This window comes from Stenotrophomonas sp. FBCC-B152 (genome assembly GCF_059134105.1).
On the sequence record NZ_CP101442.1, the window covers coordinates 1,160,393 to 1,181,387 of the forward strand.

Genomic DNA, 20,995 nt, shown 5'->3' on the forward strand with positions numbered 1-20,995 from the left:
CAGATGCGGATCCTGGTCAGCAACGACGACGGCGTCGATGCCCCCGGCATCAGGATGCTCGCCTCCGTGCTGCGCGAGGCCGGCCATGAAGTGATGGTGGTCGCCCCCGACCGCGACCGCTCCGGCGCCAGCAACTCGCTGACCCTGGACCTGCCGGTGCGGGTCAAGCGCATCGACCACTACACCTGTTCGGTGGCCGGTACCCCGACCGACTGCGTGCACCTGGCGCTGACCGGCCTGCTCGAATACGACCCGGACATCGTGGTGTCGGGCATCAACAACGCGGCCAACCTGGGCGACGACGTCATCTACTCCGGCACCGTGTCGGCGGCGATGGAAGGGCGTTTCCTCGGCCTGCCGGCGGTGGCGATGTCGCTGGTCACCCACAACCACGACCCGCGCAATTTCGAAACCGCCGCGCGTGCCGCGGTGGAGATCGTCACCCGGCTCAAGGCCGACCCGCTGCCGGCCGACACCATCCTCAACGTCAACGTGCCCGACCTGCCGTGGTCGGAGGTGCGTGGCTTCGAAGTGACCCGCCTGGGCAACCGCCACCGTGCCGAAGGCTGCATCGCCCAGCGCGACCCGCGCGGCAATGAAGTGTTCTGGATCGGCCCGGCCGGGCGCGAACAGGATTCGGGCCCGGGCACGGACTTCCACGCCGTGCGCAACGGCTTCATCTCGATCACCCCGATCCAGGTCGACCTGACCCGTTACCAGGCACTGGAGAAGGTCGCCAGCTGGGTAGGCGGGCTGACCGCCGCGCTGGACCGGCCGGCATGAGCCAGCGCCTGCGCCTGCAGCCCGAAGCGGTCGGGATCGGCATGACCTCCCAGCGCGTGCGCGACCGCCTGGTCGAACGCCTGCGCGAGAGCGGCATCGCCGACGAAGCCACCCTCAATGCGATCCGGGTCGTGCCGCGGCATCTGTTCATCGACGAGGCCCTGGCCTCGCGTGCCTACGAAGACACCGCATTGCCGATCGGCCACGGCCAGACCATCTCCCAGCCGTGGGTGGTGGCACGGATGACCGAAGCGGTGCTGCAGTCGGCGCCGAAGAAGGTGCTGGAAGTGGGCACCGGCTCGGGCTACCAGGCCGCCGTGCTTGGTGCGCTGGGGCTGGAGGTCTACACCGTCGAGCGCATCGGCGACCTGCTGCGGCAGGCGCGCAAGCGCTTCCGCGCACTGGGCATGAACATCCGCAGCAAGCACGACGATGGCCGCATCGGCTGGGCCGAGCATGGCCCGTTCGACGCCATCGTGGTGACCGCCGCGGCGCCGGCGCTGGTCGATGCACTGGTCGACCAGCTGGCCGTGGGCGGGCGCCTGGTCGCGCCGGTCGGCGGGGCAGGGGCGCAGTCGCTGATCCAGCTGACCCGTCGCGACGACGGCAGCGTTGAACAGCAGGTACTGGCGCCGGTCACGTTCGTGCCGCTGCTGTCTGGCATGCTGGACTGATTCCAAGGAGCGTCGCGTCATGAAGATTTTTGGTCCGCTGTATGAGCGGGCAATGAAGTGGGCCGCGCACGAGCGCGCCCCGACCTACCTGACGGTGCTGAGCTTCATCGAGGCGATCATCTTCCCGGTGATGCCCGAAGTGATGCTGGCGCCGATGTGCGTGGCCCAGCCCAAGCGCGGCTGGTGGTTCGCCACGCTCAGCCTGGCCGGCTCGATGGCCGGTGCGCTGGTCGGCTATGCGCTGGGTCACTATGCGTTTGAAGCGGTCAAACCGCTGTTCGCCGCGATGGGCATGTTGACCAGCATCGAAGGCGGCATCGCCATCGTGCAGGCCAAGATGGCTGAATCGCCCTGGGCGGTGTTCACCTTCCTGGTGCTGGGCGGCTTCATGCCCATCCCGATGAAGGTCTTCACGTGGGCATCGGGTATCGTCGGCGTGCCGCTGCCGCAGTACTTCCTGAGCATGTTGATCGGGCGGGGCAAACGCGTTTACGTGCTGGCTGCCGTCATCCGCATTGGCGGGGCGCGTGCCGAAGCGGCGCTGCGGCGTTGGATTGAACCGCTGGGCTGGATTGCCACCGCACTGGTGGTGGGTCTGGTGGCCTGGCTTGTCTGGAGAGCGAAGTTCGCATGAGTGCTGATCGTTTGAGCGGGGCCGCACGGCTGACCGCCCTGCTGCTGGTGGCGTCCACCCTGAGTGCCTGCGGCACCGCCACGGTGGTCAAGCCGTCCGGCGGGCGCACCGCGCACACCACGCCGCAGACCTCGGTGGCCAAGCCGGGCCAGACCGCCGTGGTGCGTCGTGGCGACACCCTGTACGCACTGGCACGCATCCACAACATCACCCCGCGCGACCTGGCGGGCTGGAACGGGCTGGCCGAGCCGTACACGATCTACCCGGGCCAGGTCCTGCGGCTGTACCCGGGCAACACGCCGGGCCGCGCGCCGACCACCGTGGTGACCGCGCCGCGACCGGGCGGCACCGCGCCCACGCCGGCACCTGCGCCGACCCCGTCGCCGACCACCGCGATCAAGAGCAACATCAGCTGGCGCTGGCCGGCCGACGGTGCTGTCGTCGGTCGCTTCGTCGGTGCCGATGTCACCAAGCAGGGCGTGGATATCGCCGGCAGCAGCGGCCAGCCAGTGCGCGCCACCGCGCCGGGCGTGGTGGTCTATTCCGGCGCCGGCCTGGTCGGTTTCGGCGAGCTGATCATCGTCAAGCACAGCGACCAGTGGCTGTCGGCCTATGGCCACAACCGCAAGCGTCTGGTCAATGAAGGCCAGAGCGTCAAGGCCGGCGAGCAGATCGCCGAGATGGGCCGTACCGGCACCACCCGCGACATGCTGCACTTCGAGATCCGCTACAACGGCAAGCCGGTAGACCCGCTGCTGTACCTGCCGCCTAAATGATCGCGCAGCCACGCAGGGCGTGGCTCTACGTCATCTGCCGGTAGAGCCACGCAGGGCGTGGCTCTACGTCATCTGCCGGTAGAGCCACGCCCTGCGTGGCTGCAGCTTCCGGACGATCGACACAAAAAAGGCTGCCAACGGCAGCCTTTCCTGAACGAAAACAACGAACTTCAGCCCGGCAGCAGGATCGCCGCGGCCACCTTGCGGCTCTCGCTGGCCAGCAGGTTGAAGGTCCGGGCCGCCGCCGCATTGGTCATCACTTCGATGCCGATGTTGCGGGTCAGGCAGGCCCCCATCACGGCGGCGGACGGGAACAGCTGCGTCGCCCCGGTGCCCAGGATCACCAGCTCCGGCGCCAGCGCCAGGATCGGTGCCAGGTCTTCCGGGGTCAGTTCCCTGGCAGTGGCCGGTGCCGGCCAGGCCTCCACCAGCGTGTGCGGGGTCACGATGAAGCTCTGGCCCAGCTCGCGGGTACGGACCTGCTCGCGGTCTTCCAGCACCACCGAACCCGTGCCGACGGCACGGAACGCATAGGCGTAATCGGGGATTTCGTGGTTCAGCTGCATGGCGATCAGCCGCGCGGAAGCACGATCTGGCGCTGTTCCTTGCTGGGGCGGTAGAGCACGGCCACGTGGCCGATGCGCTGCACCAGCGCGCTGTCGGAGGCCTGGACCAGCTCGGCGATCATGGCGTCGCGGGCATCGCGGTCTTCCGCGCCCACCTTCACCTTGATCAGTTCATGGCGCTCCAGGACTTCGTCCAGTTCAGCCAGGAAGGCCGGCGTGACCCCCTTGCCGCCGATCTGCAGCAGGGCTTTCAGATCATGGGCTTGGCCGCGGAGGAAGCGGGTCTGGGACGAGGTCAGGACAATAGACATTCAGGAACAAGCGGTTAACTGGGGCGATCAGGGTATCATGACCACCCCGTCCGGCCCTATCTCCAATGGTTTCCCGCAGCAAGAGCAGCCAACGCTGGTTGAAAGAACACTTCGCCGACCCCTTCGTGAAGAAGGCCCAGGCCGAGGGCATGCGCTCGCGCGCGGCCTACAAACTGGAGGAGCTGCTCGCGCGTGACCGGCTGCTGAAGCCGCACATGGTGGTGGTCGACCTGGGCGCCGCCCCGGGCGGCTGGTCGCAGCAGGTCCGGCGCCAGATCGGCGACACCGGCCGGGTGCTGGCCCTGGACATTCTGGAGATGCCGCCGCTGGCCGGCGTGGAGTTCCTTCACGGGGACTTCAGGGAGCAGGCCGTCCTATCGCAGTTTGAAGCCATGCTCGGGGATCAGCCGGTAGACCTTGTGCTCTCGGATATGGCCCCCAATAAAAGTGGTATGGACGCGGTAGACCAGCCGCGGATGATGCACCTGGCCGAGTTGGCGCTGGATTTTGCCGACAACCATCTCAAGCCGGGTGGCGCGTTCCTGATCAAGCTGTTCCAGGGCGTGGGCTTTGACGACTACGTGCGCGAGATGCGCCGCCGGTACGACAAGGTCGTGATCCGCAAGCCTGAAGCGTCCCGGAAGCGCTCGCCCGAGGTGTATGCCTTGGGGCAGGGCAAACGCACCCAGATCAAGTAAGCTCAACCATACCAATTGCGTCAGGCATTAGAGGAACACCGGAGCCAATGAGGATGAACGACTTGACCAAGAACCTCCTGCTATGGGTGGTCGTCGCCGTGGTGCTCATGGTGGTGTTCCAGAGCTTCTCGCCAAAGAGCAGCGGCGCCGGTGCCCAGGGCGCCACATATTCGCAGTTCCTGGACCAGGTGGATGGCGGCAACGTCCAGAAGGTGACCTTCAGCGGCGACATGCGCAGCGGCACCAACCAGATCTCGTACACCACGCGCAGCGGCCAGTCGGCCACCATCACCGCGCCGATGGATCGCGACCTGATCAACATCCTGCGTGCCAAGAACGTGGAAATCGTCCAGGAAGAGCCGTCCAGCGGCATCTCGCTGGGCGCGATCCTGATGAACTTCCTCCCGGTGATCCTGATCATCGGCTTCTGGTTGTTCATCATGCGCCAGATGCAGGGCGGTGGCGGCGGTGCCAAGGGCGCGATGTCCTTCGGCAAGTCGCGCGCCAAGCTGCAGGGCGAAGACCAGATCAAGGTCACCTTCGCCGACGTCGCCGGCTGCGACGAAGCCAAGGAAGAAGTCGGCGAACTGGTCGACTTCCTGCGCGATCCGACCAAGTTCACCAAGCTGGGCGGCAAGATCCCGCGCGGCGTGCTGATGGTCGGCCCGCCCGGTACCGGCAAGACCCTGCTGGCCCGTGCCATCGCCGGCGAAGCCAAGGTCCCGTTCTTCTCGATCTCCGGTTCGGACTTCGTGGAAATGTTCGTCGGCGTCGGCGCCAGCCGCGTGCGCGACATGTTCGAGCAGGCCAAGAAGCAGGCCCCGTGCATCATCTTCATCGACGAAATCGACGCCGTCGGCCGCCATCGCGGTGCCGGCCTGGGCGGCGGTCATGATGAGCGCGAGCAGACCCTGAACCAGCTGCTGGTGGAAATGGACGGCTTCGAAGGGGGCGAGGGCGTGATCGTCATCGCCGCCACCAACCGTCCCGACGTGCTGGACCCGGCGCTGCTGCGCCCGGGCCGCTTCGACCGCCAGGTCGTGGTCGGGCTGGCTGACGTCAAGGGCCGTGAGCAGATCCTCAAGGTGCACATGCGCAAGCTGCCGCTGGCCGACGACGTCGAGCCGATGGTGATCGCGCGCGGCACCCCGGGCTTCTCCGGTGCCGACCTGGCCAACCTGTGCAACGAGGCGGCATTGTTTGCGGCCCGCAGCAACGAGAAGGAAGTGCGCATGGAGCACTTCGATCGTGCGCGCGACAAGATCCTGATGGGTGCCGAGCGCCGTTCGATGGCCATGAGCGAAGAAGAGAAGACGCTCACCGCCTACCACGAAGCCGGCCACGCCATCGTCGGGCGCCTGGTGCCCGAGCACGATCCGGTCTACAAGGTCACCATCATCCCGCGTGGTCGCGCGCTGGGCGTGACCATGTACCTGCCGGAAGGCGACAAGTACTCGATGAACCGGGTGGCGATCGAATCGCAGCTGTGCTCGCTGTACGGCGGCCGCGTGGCTGAGGAGCTGATCTTCGGTGCCGACAAGGTCACCACCGGCGCCTCCAACGACATCGAACGCGCCACCAAGATGGCCCGCAACATGGTCACCAAGTGGGGCCTGTCCGACGAGCTCGGCCCGATCGCCTATGGCGAAGAGGACGACGAAGTGTTCCTGGGCCGTTCGGTGACGCAGCACAAGAGCGTGTCCGACGATACCGCGCGCCGCATCGATGAAGTGGTGCGCAGCATCCTGGACAAGGCCTACGCCCGTACCACCGAGCTGGTCACCGCCAACCTCGACAAGCTGCACACCATGTCCCAGCTGCTGCTGCAGTACGAGACCATCGATGCGCCGCAGATCGACGCCATCATGGAAGGCCGCGATCCGCCGCCCCCGATGGGCTGGGGCAAGTCCAACAAGGACGGTGGCAGCAACAACAACGACAAGGGCGGCGACGCCCGTCCGGTGCCGCCGATTGCCGGGCCCGCCGAACAGCTCTGAGTTGAACCGATGACAGACGAAGGCCGGGGCAACCCGGCCTTCTTCGTTTCCTTCCCGCCTGACCGCCGTTCCGGAGTTGCCATGTCCACCCCGCCGCCGCAGATATCCCACACCACCGAAATCGTGATCGCCACGGTGGTCGGCGCCGCGGTCGGCGTGCTCAGCGGGAACTACCTGCTTGGCGGCATCGTCGGCATCGTGCTCGGCATTGGCCTGAGCGTGGCCAAGACCCTGTACGTGGACCGCAAGCGCCGCCGGCGCTGAGCCCTTGCGGCCGCGCGCCGCGCCCGGCACGATGCGCAGGCACGGTCGCACCGCGCGGCCGTGAACATCATTCCAGGGGGAATACATGCGTCATTCGATGCGCGCGGCGACTGCCGCGCTGCTGTGCTGTGCCACGCCCGCGTTCGCGGCCACCGTCCACGTGCAGGACCCGGTGCCGTTCTCCGAAACGTCCTACATCGCCGACAACATCAAGGCCGAATGCCGGATGGGCGCCCAGCTGGGGACCGCGCTGGGCAACAGCGCGCCGGACTTCGGCAATACCATCGCCTTCGACGAGCAGCTGGCCACCGAAGGCCGGGTGCTGAAGCTGGAGATCGTGGAGGCGCAGAGCGCCCGCACCGGCTACAACCACTACAAGTCCGCGACCGTGCGCGGCGTGTTGATGGACGACGGGCAGAAGGTGGCGGCGGTGACGGCGCGGCGGATTTCGCGCGGTGGTCCAGGCGGCCTGTTCAAGGGCTCCTGCGACGTGCTCCAGCGCGTGGTCACCGCCATCGGCAACGACCTCGCCGAGTGGCTGGCCAACCCGACCGACGAGGCCAAGCTGGGCGATTTCTAGCCCGCCAGGCTCCGCGGGCCGCGGGTTATCGGGGTACGCCGGCGTAAACTAGGCGCTGGCGTATTTCGTGGAAGGCCCATGTTCGATACTTCTCCCCAGCTGGACTGCGGCGGCCGCGTGCTGCGGCTGGACCGCCCGCGTGTCATGGGCATCGTCAACGTCACCCCGGATTCGTTCTCGGACGGTGGCGCGCACGACAGTACCGAAGCGGCGGTCGCCCATGGACTGCAACTGGTGGCCGAAGGCGCCGACCTGCTCGACATCGGTGGCGAATCGACCCGGCCCGGTGCCGCGCCGGTAGCGCTGGAGGAAGAGCTTCGCCGGGTGGTCCCGGTGATCGAACAGCTCGCCGCCCAGACGCAGGTGCCGATCAGCATCGACACCTTCAAGCCGGAGGTGATGCGCGCGGCGGTGGCCGCCGGTGCCGGCATGATCAACGACATCCATGCGCTGCGGCAGGACGGGGCATTGGCCGCCGCCGCCGAGCTGGGCGTGCCGGTGGTGCTGATGCACATGCAGGGCGAACCCGGCAGCATGCAGTACACCCCGCACTACGACGATGTCGTGGCCGAGGTGCACCGGTTCCTGGTCGATCGGATGTTCTCGGCCGAAATGGCCGGCATCGCGAAGAAGAACCTGGTGATCGACCTGGGCTTCGGCTTCGGCAAGACCACCGAACACAACATGATCCTGCTGGCGCGCTCGGCGCGCTTCCTGGAACTGGGCGTGCCGATGCTGGCCGGGCTGTCGCGCAAGCGCAGCATCGGCGAATTGACTGGGCGCGAGGCGCCGCGCGAGCGCGTGGCCGGCTCGGTCGCCGCGCATCTGGTCGCCGCCCAGCGCGGCGCCACGATCCTGCGCGTGCATGACGTCGCTGCCACCGTGGACGCACTGAAGGTGTGGGCGGCGGTCGATGCGGTGCCGATGCCGCGGGTGGATGCCGCCCCGGCGATGCCGCGCTGGCCGGACGAGGGCTGATGGGCGCCGACCGGCGCCCGCTGGCGATCGCGGTGATGGGCCCGACCGCGTCGGGCAAGACCGCCACCGCCATCGCACTGGCGCGGCAACTGGGCGGGGAGATCGTCAGCGTCGATTCGGCGCTGGTCTACCGCGGGCTGGATATCGGCTCGGCCAAGCCCGATGCCGCCGAGCGCGCGCAGGCACCACACCACCTGCTCGACCTGCGCGATCCGTGGCAGACCTATTCAGCGGCGGAGTTCGCCGTGGATGCCGCACGCGTGGTGGCCGACATCATCGCGCGCGGACGCATGCCGATCCTGGCCGGCGGCACCGGGTTGTACTTCCGCGCGTTGCTGCAGGGGCTGTCGCCGATGCCACCGGCCGACCCGGCGACCCGGGCGGTGATCGGCGCCGAGGCGGCAGAACTTGGCTGGCCGGCGCTGCACGCACAGCTGGCCGGGATCGATCCCGCCGCTGCAGCCCGTATCCATGCGACCGACCCGCAGCGCATCCAGCGGGCGCTGGAGGTCTATCGCCTGACCGGCACGCCGATCAGCGAGTGGCAGAAGCTGCCCGGCGTGGACCGCCTGCCGGTGCGCTGCCTGAAGCTGGTGCTGGCCCCGCGCGAGCGCAGCGTGCTGCACCAGCGGATCGAAACCCGGTTCGACAGCATGCTCGCCCAGGGTTTCCTGGACGAGGTGCGGGCGCTGCGTGCGCTGCCTGGGATGGCGGCGGTGGCGGCGCCGCTGGACCTGCCGGCGGTCCGGGCCGTCGGCTATCGCCAGGCCTGGGAGTTCCTGGACGGGCAGGGCAGTGCCCGCGACTTCCGCGACAAGGCCATCCAGGCCACTCGGCAGCTGGCCAAGCGCCAGTTGACCTGGCTGCGCGGCGAGCTTGATGCACGCTGGTTCGATCCCCATATAGACGGGGATTCCCTGGCCGATGCCGTAGCGGCCTTTGTTGCCCGCTGAGCCACAGCGCCTTGCCCTTGGCCCGTGTACCATCGGAGGTTCCGGTGGCGGGGGCCGTGGCAGTTGCCGGAAGACCATAAAAACAATAATGAGGAGTGTGCAATGTCCAAGGGGCAATCGCTGCAGGATCCGTTTCTGAATGCACTTCGGCGCGAACGCGTGCCGGTGTCGGTGTATCTGGTCAATGGCATCAAATTGCAGGGAACGATCGAATCGTTCGACCAGTTCGTTGTCCTGCTGCGCAATACGGTCAGCCAGATGGTGTACAAGCACGCCATTTCGACCGTGGTGCCGGCACGCAACGTCCGGGTGGGTCCCGGTGGTGGCTATGTGCAGTCCAATGAAGGTGGCGCCGACGGCGCCCAGGAAGAAGACGACGTTGAATGAAGTAAGCAACTGCGGAGACGCGCGTGTTTGACCGTTCCAAGCGAGGCGAACACGCGCTCCTGATCCAGCCGCATTCCGGCCGGCTGGAAGAAGATGTGCTGGAAGAGTTCACCGATCTGGCCCGCTCTGCCGGGGCCAGCATCGCCGCTACCCTGACCGCGCGCATCGACCGGCCCAACCCGTCGATCCTGATCGGCTCGGGCAAGCTGGACGAGATCAAGGCGGCCGCCGAGGCCACCGGCGCCGACCTGGTGCTGGTCAACCATGCGCTTTCGCCGTCGCAGGAGCGCAACCTGGAGCGCTTCCTCGAGCGCCGGGTGATCGACCGTACCGGCTTGATCCTGGACATCTTCGCCCAGCGTGCGCACAGCCACGAAGGCAAGCTGCAGGTGGAACTGGCGCAGCTGCGCCACATGTCCACCCGGCTGGTCCGTGGCTGGACCCACCTGGAGCGCCAGCGCGGCGGTGCCATCGGCCTGCGCGGTCCGGGTGAAACCCAGCTCGAAACCGACCGCCGCCTGCTGCAGAAGCGGGTGGAACAGCTGCAGAAGCGGCTGGAAAAGGTCGAAGTGCAGCGTACCCAGATGCGCCGTGCCCGCGTGCGCAGCGAACTGCCGCGCGTGGCGCTGGTGGGCTACACCAATGCCGGCAAGTCGACCCTGTTCAACGCGCTGACCGGCGCGGAGGCGTACGCCGCCGACAAGCTGTTCGCCACCCTGGACCCGACCGTGCGCCGCATCGCGGTGCCGGGCGGCAACGTGGTGCTGGCCGACACGGTCGGCTTCGTCCGCGACCTGCCGCACGAGCTGGTGGCCGCGTTCCGCGCGACCCTGAGCGAAGCGCGCGAGGCCGATTTCCTGCTGCACGTGGTCGATGCCGCCGATCCGCACCGCGAGGAGCGCATCGCCCAGGTGGACGAAGTGCTCAACGAAGTGGGCGCGGGCGAACTGCCGCAGCTGCTGGTGTTCAACAAGATCGACCGCATCGAGGGCAGCGAGGTCCGCCACGACGGCCAGGACGGCATCCCCGATACCGCACGCCGCGAACGCGTCTGGATCTCGGCCCGCGATGGGCTGGGCCTGGACCTGCTGCAATCGGTGCTGGGCAAGCGCCTGGGCCTGCAGCACGTCAGCGGCGACCTGCGCCTGCCGCCGACCGCCGGCCGCCTGCGCTCGCGCCTGCACCAGCTGGAAGTGGTGCGCGGCGAACGCAGCGACGAGGACGGCTGGCTGCTGCAGGTTGAGATCCCGATCGCCGAAGCGGAGAAGCTGGCCGCCGCCGACGACGGTGCCCCGATCCGTGCACTGCTTCCGGAAAAACTGCCCGAATGGTGAGTCCGTGACTGTCCCCACCGATGCCGAACTCGGCGACCTTGCCCGTGACGTCGGCCAGCGACTGCAAGCGGCTGCGCTGCAGCTGGTCACCGCCGAAAGCTGCAGCGGCGGCTGGATCGCCAAGGCGATGACCGATATCGCTGGTTCGTCGGCGTTCTTCGACTGCGGCATGGTGGTGTACAGCTACGAGGCCAAGCAGCGCCTGCTCGGCGTGCGCGCACAGACGCTGGAGCAGTTCGGCGCGGTCAGCCGCGAAACCGTGCTGGAAATGGTCTCCGGCGCGCTGGTCAATTCCGGTGCCGGCATGGCCGTGGCCGTGACCGGCATCGCCGGCCCCGGTGGCGGCAGCCCGGACAAGCCGGTGGGCAGCGTCTGGATCGGCTGGAAGCAGCGCGGTGGCTATGCCCGCGCGCAGCTGTTCCAGTTCGAGGGCGACCGCGAAGCCATCCGCCGGCAGACGGTGCAGCAGGCGCTGACGGGAATTTTCCCGGCGCTGTGACATCCTGAGCCCTGCTGTCGAACGAGGGTGCACCGATGTGGGAAACGCTGGGAACCGTCCGTGACCTGGGGCGCCTGCAGGAAATCGCCTCGGTCCTGATCCGCTATGGCTTCGGCGACCTGGTGCGCCGCATCGGCCTGGCCGACGTGCTCGAACGCGCCGGTCGGCTGCTGCACTGGAACGATACCCAGCAGATCCTGCGCATGACCGCCCCGGTGCGGGTGCGCCGGGCGATGGAAGAGCTCGGCCCCACCTTCGTCAAGCTCGGCCAGGTGCTGGCCACCCGCGTGGACCTGTTCCCGCCGGACTGGATCGCCGAATTCTCCGAACTGCAGAACGCGGTGCCGGCGCTGCCCTATGCGCAGGTCCGCGAGCAGCTGGAAGCCGACCTCGGGGCACCGGCCACCGACGTGTTCGCCTGGCTCGATGAAACCCCGCTGGCGGCGGCCTCGCTGGCCCAGGCCCACCGCGCCACCCTGCACGATGGCAGCGAGGTGGTGCTGAAGATCCGCCGCCCCGGCATCCGCGAGGTGATCGAAGCCGACCTGCGCCTGCTCGCGCGGCTGGCTGAAATCGTCGAAGCGCGCCTGCCGGACATGCGCCGCTACCGGCCGGCCGAAGTGGTGCAGCAGTTCCAGGTGTCGCTGCGGCGCGAGCTGGACTTCGCCGCCGAGTGCCGCAATGCCGAGCGCATCGCGCGCAACTTCGCCGGGCGCACTGACATCCTGATTCCCAAGGTGCACTGGCAGTGGACCTGCGAGAGCCTCAATGTGCAGGACTTCGTGGACGGCATCCCCGGCCGCGACCTCGCCGGGGTGGATGCGGCCGGACTCGACCGGGTCCGGCTGGCCCGCACCGGCGCCCGCATCGTGCTCAAGATGGTGCTCGAAGACGGCTGCTTCCACGCCGACCCGCACCCGGGCAACATCATCTACCTGCGCGACGGAAGGATCGGCGTGATCGATTTCGGCATGGTCGGCGCGATCTCCGAACAGCGCCGCTTCCAGGTCGCGCAGCTGCTCCACGGGCTGGTCAGCCAGGAGCCGGAGTCGGTCACCGACGTGCTGCTGGACTGGTCCGGCGGCGTGGACGTGGACGAATCGCGGCTGCAGCAGGACATCAGCACCTTCGTCGACCAGTACCGGGGCGTGCCGCTGAAGGACCTGCACATGGGCCTGATGCTGGGCAACATCACCCAGCTGCTGCGCCAGTACGCGCTGACCCTGCCGGCCGATTTGGCGCTGATGATCAAGACCTTCCTCACCCTGGAAGGGATGGGCCGCCAGCTCGACCCGCAGTTCGACATGGCCACCGCCGCACGTCCGTTCCTGGAGCGGGTGATGTGGCAGCGGTTCGCGCCGTCGGCCCTGCTCAAGCGCGGCAAGCGCAGCGTGGCCGGGCTGCTGGACCTGGCCGGCGACCTGCCGCGCGATGTGCGCCAGCTGGTGCAGATGGCACGGCGGGGGCGGCTGCAGTTGAAGGTCGAGACCACGGCATTGCAGGGGTTCGGGGAGCAGGTCAACCGGGCGGCGAACCGGCTGGTGGTGGGGATTGTCACTGCCGCGTTGATCATCGGGTCATCGATCGTGATGCACAGCGTGGGTGGGCTGTCGAGCCGCTGGCTGCTGGCGCTGGGCGTGGCGGGGTTCGTGGGGGCGGGGTTCTGCGGGGTCTGGATCCTGTTTTCGATCTGGCGGTCGGGGCGGAATCCGTGAGGGGCCTTACGGCCTTTTTCTGATCGGGGCTTGCGTGGCTCGGGTGTTAGTAGTAATACTACTAACCATGGACCTTACCGATACCCAGCAGGCGATCCTGCAGTTGATCGCCGAGCGCATCGAGACCGACGGCGCGCCGCCGTCGCAGACGGAAATCGCCCGTGCGTTCGGCTTCAAGGGCGTCCGGGCCGCGCAGTACCACCTGGAAGCGCTGGAACAGGCCGGGGCGATCCGTCGCATTCCCGGCCAGGCCCGCGGCATCCGGCTGGTGCAGGCGCCGCCGCTGCAGGACGGCTTGCCCGCCTCGCTGGCGGCCGCCGCGCTGCCGGACCACGTGCTGCGCCTGCCGGTGCTGGGCCGGGTCGCGGCCGGCCTGCCGATCGGCGCGGACATCGGCTCGGACGATTTCGTGGTGCTGGACCGGGTGTTCTTCTCACCCGCACCGGACTACCTGCTGAAGGTGCAGGGTGATTCGATGATCGACGAGGGCATCTTCGACGGTGACCTGATCGGCGTGCACCGCACCCGCGACGCGCGCTCGGGCCAGATCGTGGTGGCGCGCATCGATGACGAGATCACCGTCAAGCTGCTGAAGATGGGCAAGGACCGGATCCGGCTGCTGCCGCGCAATCCCGATTACAAGCCGATCGAAGTCCTGCCTGACCAGGACTTCGCCATCGAAGGCCTCTATTGCGGGCTGCTGCGCCCGAATCGCTGATCTCTTCAACGCACGACATGCACGGTCTTTTGTGGCGATTCTCTGGTTTGGCTGAGGTTGGTACGGATGTCCGATAATTTTTTTCCGAACGCCGGGCAGAATCTCAGCCTGTGCGATACGCCAACCTTAAAGTGACCCCGTGGCCAAGAAGACCTCCAAAGACACCCCCTCCAACGACATGACCCCTGCAAGGACCAATCCGATGGACGAGAACAAAAAGCGTGCCCTGACCGCCGCCCTGAGCCAGATCGAAAAGCAGTTCGGCAAGGGGTCGGTCATGCGCATGGGCGACCGCGTCATCGAGGCCGTCGAGATCATCCCGACCGGTTCGCTGATGCTGGACATCGCGCTCGGCATTGGCGGTCTGCCGAAGGGGCGTGTCGTGGAGATCTACGGTCCGGAATCCTCGGGCAAGACCACCCTGACCCTGCAGGCGATTGCCGAATGCCAGAAGAAGGGCGGTACCGCCGCCTTCATCGATGCCGAACATGCCCTGGACCCGATCTACGCCGCCAAGCTGGGCGTGAACGTGGACGACCTGCTGCTGTCCCAGCCGGACACCGGTGAGCAGGCGCTGGAAATCGCCGACATGCTGGTCCGTTCGGGCTCGGTGGACATCGTGGTGGTCGACTCGGTCGCCGCGCTGACCCCCAAGGCTGAAATCGAAGGCGAAATGGGCGACCAGCTGCCGGGCCTGCAAGCCCGCCTGATGAGCCAGGCGCTGCGCAAGCTGACCGGCAACATCAAGCGGTCCAACACCCTGGTGGTGTTCATCAACCAGCTGCGCCACAAGATCGGCGTGATGATGCCCGGCCAGAGCCCGGAAGTGACCACCGGCGGCAACGCCCTGAAGTTCTACGCCTCGGTCCGCCTGGATATCCGCCGCATCGGCGCGATCAAGAAGGGCGACGAGATCATCGGCAACCAGACCAAGATCAAGGTGGTCAAGAACAAGCTGGCGCCCCCGTTCAAGCAGGTCATCACCGAGATCCTGTACGGCGAAGGCATCAGCCGCGAAGGCGAACTGATCGACATGGGCGTGGAAGCCAAGCTGGTCGAGAAGGCCGGCGCCTGGTACAGCTACGGCGAAGAGCGCATCGGCCAGGGCAAGGACAACGCCCGCGGTTACCTGCGCGACAACCCGCAGGTGGCCCAGCGCCTGGAAGCCGAGCTGCGTGAGAAGTTCCAGCCGGCCGAGGCCGCCCGTGAGGGTGGCGACGACGAAGGCGACGACGCCGAGTAAGTTTCCCGCGGGGCAGGGCAGCGCCGTCAGTGACGCTCGCCCTGTCCCGGGGTTTACGTTTTACGAGATCCCGCATGCACGACCCAGACGCCCCGGCACCCGGCCGCAAGCGCCGCGTCCGTGAACAGACCCCGGTCCAGCGGGCGCTTGGGCTGCTGGTACGCCGTGAGCATTCGCGCAAGGAGCTGACCCGCAAGCTCACCGCCCGCGGCATCGAGAGCGAGGCGGCCACCGCCGCGGTGGATAAGCTCACCGAGGCGGGCTGGCAGGACGACACCCGGTTTGCCGAGAACCTGGTCCGGATCCGCGCCAACACGGGCTATGGCCCGATCCACATCCGCGCCGAACTGGGCACCCACGGGCTGGACAGCGAGCAGATTGCCGCTGCCATGGACACCTTCGAAGGCGACTGGACCGAGAATGCCCGGGACCTGGTCTGCCGCCGGTTTGGCGAGGCCGGCCCGCAGGAGCTGCCCCAGCGCCGCAAAGCCGCCGATCTGCTGGCCCGCCGTGGGTTCGATGGCGACAGCATCCGCCGGGCGACTCGATTCGATCCTGAAGATTAAGCAGGGACACGCCCCGCGTGTCCGTAAGGCCCGGGCCTGATACCCTTTATGGTTTCGGCGGTCCTGCAATCGACACCCGGCCATTGGGGCTGCGTGCGAGGGACTGACCGGCCCGCAGACAGCCAGCCCCCCATGACCGAATCCGCCAAGTTCACCACCTCCCAGATCCGCAGCGACTTCCTTGAGTTCTTCAAGGGCAAGGGCCACACCATCGTGCCGTCGGCACCGCTGGTTCCGGGCAACGATCCGACCCTGTTGTTCACCAACTCCGGCATGGTGCAGTTCAAGGACGTGTTCCTTGGCGCCGAGAAGCGCAGCTACGTGCGCGCGGCGGACGTGCAGCGCTGCCTGCGTGCCGGCGGCAAGCACAACGACCTGGACCAGGTCGGCTACACCGCGCGCCACCACACCTTCTTCGAAATGCTGGGCAACTGGTCGTTCGGTGATTACTTCAAGAAGGACGCCATCGCCTGGGCCTGGGAGCTGCTGACCCAGGTCTGGAAGCTGCCGGCCGACCGCCTGCTGGTCACCGTCTACCAGACCGACGATGAGGCTTACGCGCTGTGGCGCGACATGGTCGGCATTCCCGAAGAGCGCATCGTGCGCATCGGCGACAACAAGGGTGCCCCGTTTGCCTCGGATAACTTCTGGCAGATGGCCGACACCGGTCCTTGCGGCCCGTGCACCGAAATCTTCTACGACCATGGCGCGCACATCGCTGGTGGCCCGCCGGGCTCGCCGGACGAAGACGGCGACCGTTACATCGAAATCTGGAACCTGGTGTTCATGCAGTTCGACCGCCAGCCCGATGGCACCCTGGTGCCGCTGCCGGCCCCGTGCGTGGACACCGGCATGGGCCTGGAGCGCCTGGCGGCGATCCTGCAGCACGTGCACACCAACTATGAAATCGACCTGTTCCAGGCGCTGATCCGCAAGGCCAGCGAACTTACCGGCATGGCCGACCTGGAGAACAAGTCGCTGCGCGTGATCGCCGATCACATCCGCGCCTGTTCGTTCCTGGTGGTCGATGGCGTGCTGCCGTCCAACGAAGGCCGAGGCTACGTGCTGCGCCGGATCATCCGCCGCGCCTTGCGCCACGGCTGGATGCTGGGCGTGCGCCAGCCGTTCTTCAGCAAGCTGGTGCCGACCCTGGTCGAGCAGATGGGCGAGGCCTACCCGGACCTGCCGGCGCAGGCCGACACCGTGGTGCGCGCACTGCAGGCCGAGGAAGAGCGCTTCGCGCAGACGCTCGACTCGGGCATGAAGATCTTCGACGACGTCGCCGCGCAGGTGACCAACGGCGTGATCCCCGGCGTGGATGCGTTCCGCCTGTACGACACCTATGGCTTCCCGCTGGATCTCACCCAGGACATCGCGCGCGAGCGCGACCTGGTCGTGGACATCGACGGTTTCGATGCCGCGATGAAGGAGCAGCGCGACAGCGGCCGCAGGTCAGGCAAGGGTGGCGCCGCCGTGGTGCTGTCGGCCGAGCTGGTGGCTACCCTCAAGCCGACCGTGTTCCTGGGCTATGACCGCCTGCAGGCCGACGGCCTGACCGTGGTGGCCCTGCTCAAGGATGGCCGCCCGGTGGACAGCGTGCAGGCCGGCGACGAGGTGATCGTGCTGACCGACCAGACCCCGTTCTACGCCGAATCCGGCGGCCAGGTCGGCGATACCGGCACGCTGTCCGGCAACGGAGTGCAACTGCAGGTGAGCGATACCCAGAAGTTCGCGGGCCAGTACCACGGTCACGTGGGCCAGGTCGCCAACGGCAGCCTGAAGGTGGGCGATGTGCTCAGCGGACAGGTCGATGGCCAGCGCCGCGGCGCCACCATCCTCAACCACTCGGCCACCCACCTGCTGCACGCCGCGCTGCGTGAAGTGCTGGGCACGCACGTGCACCAGAAGGGTTCGCTGGTCGCGCCCGACCGCCTGCGTTTCGACTTCTCGCACTTCGAGCCGATCAGTGCGCAGGACCTGGCGCTGATCGAGCGCAAGGTCAACGAACAGGTGCGCATCAACAACGCTGTCGAAGTACGCAACATGGCCATGCAGGAAGCGCTCGACTTCGGCGCGATGGCGCTGTTCGGCGAGAAGTACGGCGAGAACGTGCGCGTGCTGAAGATGGGCGATTACTCCACCGAACTGTGTGGTGGCACGCACGTGTCGCGCACGGGTGACATCGGCCTGTTCAAGATCACCTCCGAAGGCGGCATCCAGTCCGGTGTGCGTCGCATCGAAGCGGTGACCGGGCAGGGCGCGCTCGACTATGTAGCCCACGAAGAAGCGCAGCTGGCCGAAGCCGGCGCGCTGCTGGGCGGCAATGCCGGCGAGGTGGTCGACAAGATCCGCCAGCTCACCGAGCGCCAGAAGAAGCTGGAACGCGAACTGGACGCGCTGAAGGCCAAGCAGGCCGCCGGCGCGACCGCCGACCTCGGTGCTGGCGCAGTTGAGGTCAATGGCGTCAAGATCCTGGCCGCGCGTCTGGAAGGTTTTGATGCCAAGGCACTGCGTGAAGCGATCGACCGCCTCAAGCAGCAGCTGGGCGATGCGGTGATCGTGCTGGCCGGTACCCAGGACGGCAAGGCAGCACTGGTGGCCGGCGTGAACGGCAGCGCAACGGGCAAGGTAAAGGCCGGGGAACTGTTGTCCCACATCGCCGGTCAGATCGGGGGCAAGGGCGGCGGCCGCCCGGACCTCGCCCAGGGTGGTGGTGAGGACGGGCCCGCCCTTGCTTCTGCACTGGCTGCCGTCGTCGACTGGGTCACCCCTCGTATCTGAACGCCTGAATCCTCCTGCTCCTTGATGGGGCGGGAGAGCTGACGGTACTATGGCTAATCTTTTCCCTTTGTCGTGTGGCGTTCCTTGGCTGGGCGCCGAGCCGGTCGGGAAAATCCACCGGTTCCCTGGAGACTTGCAAAAATGTTGATCCTGACTCGCCGTGTCGGCGAAACCCTGATGATCGGTGACTCGGTCAGCGTGACCGTGCTCGGCGTCAAGGGCAACCAGGTGCGTATCGGTATCACCGCCCCGAAGGACGTGGCCGTGCACCGCGAAGAGATTTACCAGCGTATCCAGCGAGGCGATGAGCCGAATGCATCGGGAAGTGAAAATTCTTCCGATTAAGGCTTTACCTCGGGGTGTGAAAAACGTTATTCTTCGCGCCCCCGCTGAGAAGAAACACCGCAGCGACGGAACCAGAATACTGGAGCGGTGCCCGAGTGGCTGAAGGGGCTCCCCTGCTAAGGGAGTATACGGCCAAAAACTGTATCGAGGGTTCGAATCCCTCCCGCTCCGCCAGTAATAGAAAAGGCCTTCGTACGCGAGTACGAAGGCCTTTTTCTTTGTGTGCTGTTGCCGCTGCGTTGACGCGATGCCCGCACGCCGTGCACCGGCACTACGCTTTCCTGCTTGGTCGCCAATACTCGCTGCTGGACAACCAGGCGGCGTTGCACGACAACGCCCCGATCAGCTCGGGGCGTTCTCTTCAACGGCGACGATTACAGCGGCAGGTCGAACACCAGCACTTCGGCATCGCTCGCGTTCTCCAGCGTCACCTGGGCCTCGTCGGTGATCTGCAGCGCATCGCCGGTGTCCAGGGTGATGCCGTTGACCTGCAGCTGTCCACGGGCCACCTGCACGTACGCACCGCGGCGCGGGGCCAGGGCCAGGTGGGCGCGCTCGTCGCCGTCCAGGATCGTGGCGTAGATGTTGGTGTCCTGGTGGATCAGCAGCGAACCGTCACGGCCGTCCTTCGAGGCGATCAGGCGCAGCTGGCCGCGCTTGGCCTCCGGGGCGAAGTGCGTCTCCTGGTAGCTCGGGGTGATGTTCTCGGCATCCGGGAACAGCCAGATCTGCAGGAAGTGCACGGTCTCGTCGGCCGAATGGTTGAACTCGCTGTGGCTGACCCCGCTGCCGGCGCTCATGCGCTGCACGTCGCCGTAGCGCAGCACCGAACCGGTGCCCATCGAGTCCTTGTGCTCCAGCGCGCCGCCGAGCACGTAGGAGACGATCTCCATGTTGCTGTGGCTGTGGGTGCCGAAGCCCTGGCCGCCGATCACCTTGTCTTCGTTGATCACGCGCAGCGGGCCGAAGCTGGTGTAGCGCGGGTCGTAGTAGCTGGCGAAGGAGAAGGTGTGCTGGGAGTTCAGCCAGCCATGGTTGGCCTGGCCACGGGTAGCGCTCTTGCGGATCTGCAGCATGATGTTCTCCTTGGGGTGTTCGATGGTTTCGATGGCGGTCCGGGGCGGTATGTGCTGCCCCTTTCCTGTTGGCGCCAGTATCCGCTTGCACCCGTCGCTTGAAAAACGGATAGTTTTGCAAGCCATCATCGAAAAATTCGAATGCTCAAGCTCAGCCTCGACGCCCTGCAGATCCTGGATGCCATCGACCGCCGTGGCTCGTTCGCCTCAGCCGGCAAGGAGCTGCACAAGGTGCCTTCGACCATCTCCTACACGGTGTCCAAGCTGGAACAGGACCTGGGCGTGCAGCTGTTCGACCGGATCGGCCCGCGCGCGCACCTCACCGAGGCCGGGGTGGCGTTGCTGGACGAGGGCCGGCACCTGCTGCGCGCGGCGCGCGAACTGGAAATGCGGGTGCGCCGGGTGGCGTCGGGCTGGGAGGCCGAGCTGACCGTGGCGGTGGATTCGTTGTTCCAGCCGGCGCTGCTGGCCGAGGACGTGCGCGCGTTCAGTGCGGTGGCCGAGCAGACCCGGATCCGGCTGATCAGCGAAGCGCTGTCGGGCACCTGGGAGGCCCTGCTGGACCGGCGCGCGGACCTGCTGGTGGGTGCGGCCGGGGAGGGGCCCAGTGGCGGCGGCTACGTGGTCGAACCGCTGGGCGTGGTGCGGTTCGTGTTCGCGGTGGCGCCCGGGCACCCGCTGGCGGCGCTGCCGGAACCGCTCGGGCGTGAGCAGCTGGCGGCGCACTGCGCCATCGCGGTGGCCGATTCGGCGCGGCGGCTGCTGCCGCGCACGGTCGGCCTGCTGATGGGCCAGGAGACGGTGACCGTGCCCGATACGGTCAGCAAGTTCCGCCTGCAGTGCGCGGGGCTGGGCTTCGGCTTCCTGCCCGAGCCGTATGTGCAGGCGGCGGTGGCGCAGGGGCGGCTGGCAGTGCGGCAGGTGGAGGAACCCAAGCCGGACGAGACCTTCTGGCTGGCCTGGCGCACCGGGGAGGAGGGTGCTGCGCTGCGCTGGTGGCGCGAGCGGATGCGCCAGCCGGGGCTGATGGAGGGGTGGTGGGGGCAGATGCGCGAATGGCTGTGATGCAGGATGGCTGAATGAATGCCGTCCTGTCATCGATTGGTCATCTGGTTGC

At 67.2% G+C, this 20,995-nt stretch carries 23 protein-coding genes and 1 tRNA gene; 21 read left to right on the plus strand and 3 right to left on the minus strand.

All coding sequences use genetic code 11. From position 1 onward, the window contains the following. The first annotated feature begins 3 nt into the window (after positions 1–3). From surE to NMB40_RS05655, 4 genes are read left to right on the plus strand one after another with little or no spacing between them, the layout of a single operon-like run. Entirely contained in the window at positions 4–783 is a 780-nt protein-coding gene (gene surE, locus NMB40_RS05640; RefSeq protein WP_282247445.1) for a 5'/3'-nucleotidase SurE, read from the plus strand. Beyond that, the gene (locus tag NMB40_RS05645) at positions 780–1,457 is read left to right on the plus strand and encodes a protein-L-isoaspartate(D-aspartate) O-methyltransferase (RefSeq protein ID WP_494360420.1); all 678 of its coding nucleotides are present in this window, start codon (positions 780–782) and stop codon (positions 1,455–1,457) included. The genes surE and NMB40_RS05645 overlap by 4 nt, the downstream gene beginning before the upstream one ends. Before the next feature lie 19 nt (positions 1,458–1,476). After that, positions 1,477–2,091, plus strand: coding sequence for a YqaA family protein (locus NMB40_RS05650; protein WP_448142445.1), 615 nt, complete (start codon positions 1,477–1,479; stop codon positions 2,089–2,091). Beyond that, positions 2,088–2,867 carry a peptidoglycan DD-metalloendopeptidase family protein gene (locus tag NMB40_RS05655; RefSeq protein ID WP_282247435.1) on the plus strand — a complete coding sequence of 260 codons (780 nt, stop codon included), beginning with the start codon at positions 2,088–2,090 and terminating at the stop codon, positions 2,865–2,867. The genes NMB40_RS05650 and NMB40_RS05655 overlap by 4 nt, the downstream gene beginning before the upstream one ends. Before the next feature lie 170 nt (positions 2,868–3,037). Here NMB40_RS05655 and NMB40_RS05660 read toward each other — a convergent pair whose 3' ends face one another. After that, positions 3,038–3,433 (minus strand): Mth938-like domain-containing protein, encoded by a 396-nt coding sequence (locus tag NMB40_RS05660; protein WP_494360421.1) that lies wholly within the window; start codon positions 3,431–3,433, stop codon positions 3,038–3,040. 5 nt (positions 3,434–3,438) lie between these two features. Beyond that, a complete protein-coding gene (yhbY, locus tag NMB40_RS05665) occupies positions 3,439–3,744 on the minus strand; it encodes a ribosome assembly RNA-binding protein YhbY (protein WP_282247437.1) in 306 nt (101 codons plus the stop codon). A 65-nt stretch (positions 3,745–3,809) separates the two neighbouring features. On the opposite strand from yhbY, the gene rlmE reads away from it, so the two are divergent. The 16 genes from rlmE (at position 3,810) to NMB40_RS05745 (ending at position 18,976) form a co-directional block, all read left to right on the plus strand. After that, on the plus strand, positions 3,810–4,442 hold the full coding sequence (rlmE, locus tag NMB40_RS05670) for a 23S rRNA (uridine(2552)-2'-O)-methyltransferase RlmE (protein ID WP_068850870.1): 633 nt from the start codon (positions 3,810–3,812) through the stop codon (positions 4,440–4,442). A 53-nt stretch (positions 4,443–4,495) separates the two neighbouring features. Further along, entirely contained in the window at positions 4,496–6,439 is a 1,944-nt protein-coding gene (gene ftsH, locus NMB40_RS05675) for an ATP-dependent zinc metalloprotease FtsH (RefSeq protein ID WP_494360422.1), read from the plus strand. Between the two features lie 81 nt (positions 6,440–6,520). Further along, positions 6,521–6,703 (plus strand): hypothetical protein, encoded by a 183-nt coding sequence (locus NMB40_RS05680; RefSeq protein ID WP_494360423.1) that lies wholly within the window; start codon positions 6,521–6,523, stop codon positions 6,701–6,703. A gap of 85 nt (positions 6,704–6,788) precedes the next feature. Continuing rightward, positions 6,789–7,283, plus strand: coding sequence for a hypothetical protein (locus tag NMB40_RS05685; RefSeq protein ID WP_282247440.1), 495 nt, complete (start codon positions 6,789–6,791; stop codon positions 7,281–7,283). A 78-nt stretch (positions 7,284–7,361) separates the two neighbouring features. Beyond that, entirely contained in the window at positions 7,362–8,261 is a 900-nt protein-coding gene (folP, locus tag NMB40_RS05690) for a dihydropteroate synthase (RefSeq protein ID WP_494360424.1), read from the plus strand. Further along, positions 8,261–9,214: a tRNA (adenosine(37)-N6)-dimethylallyltransferase MiaA gene (miaA, locus tag NMB40_RS05695; protein ID WP_494360425.1), complete on the plus strand. Its 954-nt coding sequence runs from the start codon at positions 8,261–8,263 to the stop codon at positions 9,212–9,214. The genes folP and miaA overlap by 1 nt, the downstream gene beginning before the upstream one ends. Before the next feature lie 102 nt (positions 9,215–9,316). Beyond that, complete coding sequence (gene hfq, locus NMB40_RS05700) at positions 9,317–9,601, plus strand: RNA chaperone Hfq (protein ID WP_068850887.1); 285 nt, start codon at positions 9,317–9,319, stop codon at positions 9,599–9,601. A gap of 23 nt (positions 9,602–9,624) precedes the next feature. Beyond that, on the plus strand, positions 9,625–10,935 hold the full coding sequence (gene hflX, locus NMB40_RS05705) for a ribosome rescue GTPase HflX (protein WP_448142453.1): 1,311 nt from the start codon (positions 9,625–9,627) through the stop codon (positions 10,933–10,935). A 4-nt stretch (positions 10,936–10,939) separates the two neighbouring features. Beyond that, a complete protein-coding gene (locus NMB40_RS05710; protein WP_282247748.1) occupies positions 10,940–11,434 on the plus strand; it encodes a CinA family protein in 495 nt (164 codons plus the stop codon). A 35-nt stretch (positions 11,435–11,469) separates the two neighbouring features. Then, a complete protein-coding gene (ubiB, locus tag NMB40_RS05715) occupies positions 11,470–13,149 on the plus strand; it encodes a 2-polyprenylphenol 6-hydroxylase (RefSeq protein WP_282247747.1) in 1,680 nt (559 codons plus the stop codon). Positions 13,150–13,216: 67 nt separating this feature from the next. Beyond that, a complete protein-coding gene (gene lexA, locus NMB40_RS05720) occupies positions 13,217–13,867 on the plus strand; it encodes a transcriptional repressor LexA (protein ID WP_282247746.1) in 651 nt (216 codons plus the stop codon). Between the two features lie 202 nt (positions 13,868–14,069). Next, on the plus strand, positions 14,070–15,110 hold the full coding sequence (gene recA, locus NMB40_RS05725) for a recombinase RecA (RefSeq protein ID WP_282247745.1): 1,041 nt from the start codon (positions 14,070–14,072) through the stop codon (positions 15,108–15,110). Between the two features lie 74 nt (positions 15,111–15,184). Beyond that, a complete protein-coding gene (recX, locus tag NMB40_RS05730) occupies positions 15,185–15,676 on the plus strand; it encodes a recombination regulator RecX (RefSeq protein WP_282247744.1) in 492 nt (163 codons plus the stop codon). A gap of 132 nt (positions 15,677–15,808) precedes the next feature. Continuing rightward, on the plus strand, positions 15,809–18,457 hold the full coding sequence (gene alaS, locus NMB40_RS05735; RefSeq protein WP_494360426.1) for an alanine--tRNA ligase: 2,649 nt from the start codon (positions 15,809–15,811) through the stop codon (positions 18,455–18,457). Positions 18,458–18,598: 141 nt separating this feature from the next. Then, a complete protein-coding gene (gene csrA / locus NMB40_RS05740; RefSeq protein WP_019183311.1) occupies positions 18,599–18,802 on the plus strand; it encodes a carbon storage regulator CsrA in 204 nt (67 codons plus the stop codon). Positions 18,803–18,883: 81 nt separating this feature from the next. After that, positions 18,884–18,976, plus strand: a tRNA-Ser gene (locus NMB40_RS05745). 200 nt (positions 18,977–19,176) lie between these two features. Here the strand turns inward: NMB40_RS05745 and NMB40_RS05750 are convergent. After that, entirely contained in the window at positions 19,177–19,878 is a 702-nt protein-coding gene (locus NMB40_RS05750) for a pirin family protein (RefSeq protein ID WP_282247741.1), read from the minus strand. Positions 19,879–20,019: 141 nt separating this feature from the next. Between NMB40_RS05750 and NMB40_RS05755 the strand changes: the two genes are divergently transcribed. Then, positions 20,020–20,943 carry a LysR family transcriptional regulator gene (locus NMB40_RS05755; RefSeq protein WP_494360427.1) on the plus strand — a complete coding sequence of 308 codons (924 nt, stop codon included), beginning with the start codon at positions 20,020–20,022 and terminating at the stop codon, positions 20,941–20,943. The last annotated feature ends 52 nt before the right edge of the window (positions 20,944–20,995 follow it).

Excerpts from the sequence above, each read along its gene's own strand:
- surE (WP_282247445.1), top strand. The coding sequence starts at position 4 with ATGCGGATCCTGGTCAGCAACGACGACGGCGTCGATGCCCCCGGCATC.
- rlmE (WP_068850870.1), top strand. The coding sequence starts at position 3,810 with ATGGTTTCCCGCAGCAAGAGCAGCCAACGCTGGTTGAAAGAACACTTC.
- miaA (WP_494360425.1), top strand. The coding sequence starts at position 8,261 with ATGGGCGCCGACCGGCGCCCGCTGGCGATCGCGGTGATGGGCCCGACC.
- NMB40_RS05680 (WP_494360423.1), top strand. The coding sequence starts at position 6,521 with ATGTCCACCCCGCCGCCGCAGATATCCCACACCACCGAAATCGTGATC.
- ubiB (WP_282247747.1), top strand. The coding sequence starts at position 11,470 with ATGTGGGAAACGCTGGGAACCGTCCGTGACCTGGGGCGCCTGCAGGAA.
- NMB40_RS05650 (WP_448142445.1), top strand. The coding sequence starts at position 1,477 with ATGAAGATTTTTGGTCCGCTGTATGAGCGGGCAATGAAGTGGGCCGCG.
- recA (WP_282247745.1), top strand. The coding sequence starts at position 14,070 with ATGGACGAGAACAAAAAGCGTGCCCTGACCGCCGCCCTGAGCCAGATC.
- NMB40_RS05655 (WP_282247435.1), top strand. The coding sequence starts at position 2,088 with ATGAGTGCTGATCGTTTGAGCGGGGCCGCACGGCTGACCGCCCTGCTG.
- lexA (WP_282247746.1), top strand. The coding sequence starts at position 13,217 with ATGGACCTTACCGATACCCAGCAGGCGATCCTGCAGTTGATCGCCGAG.
- folP (WP_494360424.1), top strand. The coding sequence starts at position 7,362 with ATGTTCGATACTTCTCCCCAGCTGGACTGCGGCGGCCGCGTGCTGCGG.
- NMB40_RS05645 (WP_494360420.1), top strand. The coding sequence starts at position 780 with ATGAGCCAGCGCCTGCGCCTGCAGCCCGAAGCGGTCGGGATCGGCATG.
- NMB40_RS05685 (WP_282247440.1), top strand. The coding sequence starts at position 6,789 with ATGCGTCATTCGATGCGCGCGGCGACTGCCGCGCTGCTGTGCTGTGCC.
- recX (WP_282247744.1), top strand. The coding sequence starts at position 15,185 with ATGCACGACCCAGACGCCCCGGCACCCGGCCGCAAGCGCCGCGTCCGT.
- ftsH (WP_494360422.1), top strand. The coding sequence starts at position 4,496 with ATGAACGACTTGACCAAGAACCTCCTGCTATGGGTGGTCGTCGCCGTG.
- NMB40_RS05660 (WP_494360421.1), bottom strand. The coding sequence starts at position 3,433 with ATGCAGCTGAACCACGAAATCCCCGATTACGCCTATGCGTTCCGTGCC.
- hfq (WP_068850887.1), top strand. The coding sequence starts at position 9,317 with ATGTCCAAGGGGCAATCGCTGCAGGATCCGTTTCTGAATGCACTTCGG.
- csrA (WP_019183311.1), top strand. The coding sequence starts at position 18,599 with ATGTTGATCCTGACTCGCCGTGTCGGCGAAACCCTGATGATCGGTGAC.
- NMB40_RS05755 (WP_494360427.1), top strand. The coding sequence starts at position 20,020 with ATGCTCAAGCTCAGCCTCGACGCCCTGCAGATCCTGGATGCCATCGAC.
- alaS (WP_494360426.1), top strand. The coding sequence starts at position 15,809 with ATGACCGAATCCGCCAAGTTCACCACCTCCCAGATCCGCAGCGACTTC.
- NMB40_RS05750 (WP_282247741.1), bottom strand. The coding sequence starts at position 19,878 with ATGCTGCAGATCCGCAAGAGCGCTACCCGTGGCCAGGCCAACCATGGC.
- yhbY (WP_282247437.1), bottom strand. The coding sequence starts at position 3,744 with ATGTCTATTGTCCTGACCTCGTCCCAGACCCGCTTCCTCCGCGGCCAA.